Below are 6,807 nucleotides of genomic sequence, written 5' to 3' on the forward strand. Positions count from 1 at the left end.
TCACCGGGTCTCTTTTCCTCTTCCAGTGCGGCTTCGAGAACGCCAAGTATAGTCCTGGATAGGGAACGAACGGCAGCGTAATTCCCCCCGCAACAGTTAGCAGTCGATACTCCTTGTGTTTTCGGTGTGGGTACATCGGTCCAGGGACTTGCAGCGTGAGTTTTACTGCATATTCGGCAGGCGCGCTGAACTCTGGGATTTGAACTAAGTGCGTCTCGCTCATGTCCGTCTCGGTATCGTCACTTGAATGGGTTTTCCAGGACCAGCAACCGGAACGCGCAATGCGGTTTAGTTGCCTTTGAGAACTCAACGATTACTCGGCTAGCTATTTCGGTCACATCGACCGACTAGGACAAAACCTGGTATTCTGCGTATCAACATGCTCCTCTCCCTCCGCGTGCCGGCTACCAACAGTCGCGGGCCAGTGTACATGGACCAGGCGCTGGCGACGATCCATCAGGCTTGCCGCCGTGGAGACCGGCTGACGTTTCTCCTCGCAACCCATCATGATACCGTTGGACTCTTCGTCCAGTCTCCCGATCGACTCGCCACTTTCGTGACAGCACAGTTGCGAGCTGCCTACCCAGACGCTCTCGTCGATCCTATGGGTAGGCATTCCGCACTCATTCCTGACGGATGGCGCGTTTGGCACCAAGAAATGTGGCTTGCGCCTGATTTGTTCCCCCTCAAGCGCTACCGGCAGTTTGAGGACTCAGTGGAACATATGTTTGCCGATCCTCTAAGTGCCGTGCTCGGCGTACTGTCATCGTTTCAAGGTTCTACGCAACAGGCAGCCATCGAGATTGAAGTCGGGTGCGCGGGATGGTTTCGCCCGGCGCGCGCTCGGGCAGCTGTGCATCATTTGAATCGGCCCTTCTTTCGTGGGCACCCGCGTCTGGCACACCTTTACGCGCGCATGGCCAGTTCTACTTGGCGGACACTCTGGGTCTTTGCGTGGCTTCTCGCCCGCTTAGCTCCATCCGCCCATGGCTCCTACGACGTCCTCGCGTTGTCATCCACGCGAGCGCATGATCGCGAAGACGATCTTCAAGCAGCCAGCGACAAACTAGGCCAACATCTCTTCGCCGCACGTGTGCGTCTTCGAGTTGCCGCGCCGGCAAATCGGGAGAAACAGACCAGACAGCAACTTAATGAACTTGTAGGAGCGATGGGCCACTTGGGTTCACCACGTCATGCCAGTTTCCGCGCGACGAAAATACGCATGACGAAGCGCATATCGGCGACCTGGCGGATCCCCACTTACTTGCTTTCCACCGAAGAGCTGGCAACGTTGTTTCATCCCCCGACGCAGGCAGCCCAGGACGCCACAATAGCGCGGGTGGAGAGTCGCGAACTAGCGCCCCCGCCTGCCATCCATCACGTAGTAGATCGCTCCGGCGGAGCGTGCGTCGGCGTCGTGGAATCACACGGTCGCGCCACTTCGGTACGATTGCTGCTCGAAGATCGTCTGCGCCATGTTCTCGTGCTAGGCAAAACGGGCATGGGGAAGTCGACTCTGATAGAGTCTTTGGTGGCCGAAGACATGTCTGCCGGACATGGTGTGGCGTGTCTCGATCCTCATGGCGACTTGATCGACTCGCTGCTCGCGCGCGTTCCGCGACGACGCACGAACGACGTGATACTCTTCGATGCAGCGGGCATGAACACTCCGGCATTCAATCCCTTGGAGTGTCCTCACCCAAGCGATCGCCCGCTAGTTTCGTCTGCCGTGCTCTCCGCTTTCAAGCGAGTGTTTGCCACATCATGGGGACCACGACTGGAGCATTTTCTGCGTCATGGTCTTTTGGCCGCGATGGAGACGCCGGGCGCCACGCTTGCCACGGTACTCGCGCTTTTCAGTGACGATGCTCTGCGGAAACGGCTCACCGATCGGCTCCGCGATCCAGTGTCGCGTGCCTTCTGGCAGGAGGAGTTCGCACGACTACCGCCCCGCTTTCGTGCCGAGGCGGTCGCACCGGTCCAGAATAAGCTCGGTCCGTTCTTGGCCCACCCAGCGTTGCGCCGCATCTTCTGCAGTTCGAAGAGTGGCATTCGCCTCCGCCCGGCCATGGATGACGGCCAGATTCTGCTCATGAACCTCTCGAAAGGCCGCCTCGGTGACGATGCAGCTATGCTGCTCGGATCGCTGCTGGTATCAAGCTTTCAGCTCGCTGCAATGGGCAGAGCGGACATAACGCGTGATGCACGACGACCGTTCCTGTTGCACGTCGATGAATTCCACAGCTTCGCCACGGAGAGTTTTGCCGCAGCGTTCTCCGAACTACGCAAATATGGTTTGGGTCTTGTGGTCGCGACGCAATTCTTGGAACAGCTCGACATCGTGACTCAAGCTGCTCTATTTGGCAACGCTGGCACAATCATTGCGTTCCAATTGGGACAGCGCGACGCGCAAACACTGGCTGAACAATTGAATGGGCAGGTAACGCCGGCCGACCTCATGCAGCTCCCGAAGTACCGAGTCTACATGCGCATGCTCCTTGACGGTGTGCCGACGCGGCCGTTCTCACTGGCCACACTCCCTCCTTCACCTGCCACACGGAAGATGCAAACCCCAGAGCAGATTCGTCGCGCTACCGCGCGCCGATATGCTTCGACCACAGTTGCTCAAACACAGCAAAGCTCCCTCTTGCATCTGTGAGACCATCGTCGATTTCCACCTGGCCGACGTATTATCTTACTCGCGGAGCGAATGAAGTGCTGCCGTATCGGGCGAGCCCCGCGGCGATCTGCACCGCGGGTCACCGAAAGATCATAGACGCCCTAGCCAACCATCTTCGTCGCGAGGACCTGCGCGATGAGGCGGCGGACTGCATCGAACTCCGGCAGGCGTTTGGCGACGTTCTCGTAGTCGCGCAGGATTCTGAACTCCCTGGATTGGTAGTGTGCCTCGCTTGCGAAGGCCGCTCAGCGGAACGAAACGGCGAATAGCAACTGTCAACCAAGTCTGCTTGCGCCTGACAACTCAGCCCGGGCACGATGAGTTTCCTTGTCCGATTGCGGATGAGGACTCGCTGAGAATCCGCTATTTCACATCACCGAATCCCTTTGCCCACGGAGTATCCTCATGACTCATCTCACGCAAGCGTCCAAACAATTGTTTCGCCGTTCGGAGGACGAGCGCTACCCATCGCTCACCGAACTCTGGCAATACTGCCAGCAACAGAAGGAGGGTTCCCAAGATCACTGGGAGCAACCGTCGCGTATCGTCGCCAAACCCGATGGCATTGAGCGCCTTCTGCTCGGCGTCGGTACCGATGGCGCATTCGAGATGACCGATTGGAGTTTCTCGCAACTCTGCCGGCTCGCTGGTGTCAGCAAAGACACTGTCAACCGGCTATCGCCAGAGACCGCGTCGCGCGTCTTCGGCGAAACTTTGCCCTGCGGCACGAAGCCGCTCCAAGTCTTTGAGCAAAACGGCCGTATTCGCTCAATTCATACGGCGAGCTATACGCGGCTCTTCAATGCCGACTTGCTCACCATGCTCCGCGAATTCGCCACCGACTTCCAGCCACCCCAGGCAGGAAGCAATGGTGCAACGGGACTCTATGCGGGCGAGCAAGACCTGTTCGTCTTCATGATCGATCCCACCGGATGGGCCGAGATCGATGGCCAGGCGTTTGCTCCCGGCTTCTTCATCTGGAACAGCGAAGTAGGTCGCCGCTCGATTGGCATTTCAACGTTTTGGTTTCAAGCCGTGTGCCAAAATCACATCGTTTGGGACGCCGTCGAAGTAGTGGACTTCACCCGCAAGCACACCGCCAATATGCACGAGTGCTTTGCTGAAGTGCGCCGCCTCATTGAAGGACTAGTCGCCAAGCGCGATGAGCGCCGCGACGGGTTCGTCCGCGTCATTCGTCAGGCAATGACGAAAACGCTCGGCGACGATGCGGAGGAGGTACTGAAGCAGCTCGCGAAATCGGGGATTCCACGTGATCTTGGCAAGCGAGCGCTGGACGTCGCTAAGGAGCAAGGACGCTTCACGGTTTTTGCCGTCGTCGACGCATTGACGCGCCTTACGCAGGAGGCAAAATTCGCCGGCGACCGCACGGACGCCGACGAAAAGGCCGCCGGGCTCTTGAGCCTGATTGCCTAGTGTTGTTCGTCGTTTTGGATTCTCAGCCACCGTCCCATGCTTGTCGCATGGGGCACTTTTGAGATCTGCTCACGGAGCCCTTACAGAAGCCATGTTTGGCCGAAGTTTCCCGGGGAAACCGTGCTACCAGAACTGGATCGACATCGTTCGCGCCAGCAGTTCGTGGTATACTTACCGTATGAGATCGATCCCCGGCACCGGCCCATCCCTCCGCGACTCCTCGCCTTATCTGCAGGATGAGGCGCAGTGCATCGCGCGCATTCTCGACGTTGCCGAGCGCAACAGCATGATCGAGGGGCTACCGGCCTTCGATGAGCCCTTGCGGCACGCAATCCGTCAAGATTTGCAGGCTATCCTTAGCGGCTCCGCGCGAGCGCCTCGGCGATCAGCGTAGACAGTGGCCCGTAGTCTCGCTTGAATGCCTTTTTTGCGGCCTCAATATAGGCATCGGCCCCGCGCGCCGAATTGTCGTAGGCCAGCAGGGGTCTGCCGGTTTGGATTGCCAATAGATCGGTCATGAGCTTGATTGTTCTGGCGTTCCCTTCGCGAAACGGATGGATCGTCAGGAACTCACCGTGAATCTCGCCAATGGCCTGGCAGAACGATTCGTCGTCACCGATCACCTTCGACGGCCAACGCGACAACACGTCACGCTCAAATGTCGTCATCGAATTGTCCAGAAAATCCGGGGGAGGCCAGGTGGTGCCCGGCTTGCTGATCCAGACGGTCCGCCATCGTCCTGCCCAATCATACAAGTCGCCGAAGATCGACGCATGAATATGCCGCAGCAAGTCGTTGGACAGCGGCGTATCTGTGCGGACTTCCTGCAGCAGCTGGCCATAGGCTCGAGCCAACGCTTGTTCTTCGGCCACTTGCAAGTCTTCTAAGTGGACAATGCCCGCCTTATTGACGAGCACGATCTGCGCATCATCGACAAATTGCGCCTCCACATTTCCGGAGACGTCGTATCGGTCACGGCGTTTGGATGATTCTTCGTCCATGCAGCAAGCCTACGCGGGGCAAAGGTCCTTGCCAATCGCCTTTTAGACTCCAGGAGGCCGGCTGACTTGCGCTCGCAAGGTGTGTTCTGGCAGCATGATCCCCTTCGCCGCTCGAAAGTGGTCGAGGAATCCGTCTGCGTCGCACCTTCAAAACGTCGTATTCCCAAGCAAGGGCAAATCTGCCCAGGAGAGTCTCTATGTCCAGATCTCAGAATACAGGTGCCAAGCACCATCCTGAAAAAAAGATTGGTCCGTTTCCCGGCGGTGTCGGCGTCGCCATCTGGCTGAACGCAGCTGAGACCGACGATGGCACCAAGCGATTTCGTTCCTTCACCCTCTCTCCCCGCAGATATCGTGATCCCGAAAGCGGCAAATGGCGCGACGCGCCCAGCTACCGCCCAGAGGACATCGCGACCTTGCAGTTCGCCCTATCGCAAGCCCAAGCGTATCTGCTGACAACGCCACTGCCAGGCGACGATGAGCATGACGCCGACGCTGGCAACGACGGCGAGTACTAGTTCACACGGCGACGACTCGAAGACGCAGACACGCCCCATGCTCGTCGCATGGGGCTACTTAGAGTAGTAACACTGACCTTTCTCCCCTCAGATTAGAATACGCTCGATTTCATCGAGTGTGAGCTCATCATTTGTGCGATTGTAAAGTTGTGTGGTCCGTGTCGATTCGTGCGCCGCGATGGCCGCGGCTTTCTCGATCGTCCCGCCGTTACGCAAGTACGTCGTGATGCCAGTCGCTCGGAAAGTGTGGCAGCACGTCGTCATTGGAAGGCCAGCAGCACCCGCCCGGCGCTTCACCATCGCTAATACTTCGCGGCGGTGTAATCGTCGCTCCGTCAAATGCCGGCCGCGATCGATCGTTGGGAAGAGCGGACCTCGCGGCTGACAGACGATTCCCCTCGCAGCTAGATAGGCATCGAGGTATGCCTCGGCCGTATGGTGGGCAGGCACTTCGTGTTGCTTGCCGCCTTTTTCGTGCAGGCGGAACCAGTAGCGCTTTCCCTGCTGAAAGTAGTCTGCAACATCCATGGCGACTACTGCGCCCACCCGTGCGAAACTGTAGACCATGACACCGATGAGCGCCCGATCCCGGAGGCCGCCGATTGTCGTCGCATCGATCGCATCAAGTAATTGCCTCGCCTCTTCAGCCGCCAGCACTGGCGTCTTGCCCTTCTTCACCACGTGCTTCGGTCCGCGGACGGCAGCAGCCGGGTTGAACGGCACAACATGACCTGTCGTCAGGTGATCGAAGAGCATCTTGAGCGCTGACAAATGCTGCTTCGTCGTCGGCGGGGCGAAGATATGCATCGCCTCCTCTATATACGTGGCAACAACGACCGGATTCACCTGCTCCAGACGTACAATCCCCCGCTGCTCGCACCAGCAACCAAAACGGACGGCTGCCCGGTGGTAAATTTCGCGAGTACCACGGTTGCGAATCCGGGCGGTGAGGAACTCGACGTAGCGAGCCCATGTTCCGCGGTGGGTGTCAATCCACAGGGGAGGGATACCGCTCGAAGGAGAAGGAACGAGTTGACTGCCGGCGGCGAAGATGTCCTGGTGTGACAAGCGGCGAGATGGGAATGGATCGGGTCAGAAGCTATCCCGAAAAGGACATTTTGGGATACATACATGGTCCCACGAATGTCGTTCAGCAAACAAGAACGCTGCGACA

At 58.4% G+C, this 6,807-nt stretch carries 6 protein-coding genes; 3 read left to right on the forward strand and 3 right to left on the reverse strand.

The window, feature by feature from the left end:
* The coding region (locus tag KF708_24830) for a hypothetical protein (GenBank protein ID MBX3415930.1) at positions 1 to 223 on the reverse strand (223 nt) is incomplete at its 3' end.
* A 207-nt stretch (positions 224 to 430) separates the two neighbouring features.
* On the opposite strand from KF708_24830, the gene KF708_24835 reads away from it, so the two are divergent.
* On the forward strand, positions 431 to 2,659 hold the full coding sequence (locus tag KF708_24835; protein ID MBX3415931.1) for an ATP-binding protein: 2,229 nt from the start codon (positions 431 to 433) through the stop codon (positions 2,657 to 2,659).
* A gap of 426 nt (positions 2,660 to 3,085) precedes the next feature.
* On the forward strand, positions 3,086 to 4,114 hold the full coding sequence (locus KF708_24840; protein ID MBX3415932.1) for a DUF932 domain-containing protein: 1,029 nt from the start codon (positions 3,086 to 3,088) through the stop codon (positions 4,112 to 4,114).
* A 356-nt stretch (positions 4,115 to 4,470) separates the two neighbouring features.
* Here the strand turns inward: KF708_24840 and KF708_24845 are convergent, their stop codons facing one another.
* Entirely contained in the window at positions 4,471 to 5,115 is a 645-nt protein-coding gene (locus KF708_24845) for a Fic family protein (protein MBX3415933.1), read from the reverse strand.
* A gap of 197 nt (positions 5,116 to 5,312) precedes the next feature.
* On the opposite strand from KF708_24845, the gene KF708_24850 reads away from it, so the two are divergent.
* Positions 5,313 to 5,633 (forward strand): hypothetical protein, encoded by a 321-nt coding sequence (locus KF708_24850; protein ID MBX3415934.1) that lies wholly within the window; start codon positions 5,313 to 5,315, stop codon positions 5,631 to 5,633.
* Between the two features lie 87 nt (positions 5,634 to 5,720).
* On the opposite strand, the gene KF708_24855 is transcribed toward KF708_24850, so the two are convergent.
* Positions 5,721 to 6,701, reverse strand: a complete 981-nt coding sequence (locus KF708_24855; protein ID MBX3415935.1) for a tyrosine-type recombinase/integrase — start codon at positions 6,699 to 6,701, stop codon at positions 5,721 to 5,723.
* Positions 6,702 to 6,807 lie beyond the last annotated feature (106 nt).

It is taken from the genome of Pirellulales bacterium, assembly GCA_019636335.1.
Taxonomy (GTDB): Bacteria; Planctomycetota; Planctomycetia; order Pirellulales; family JAEUIK01; genus JAHBXR01.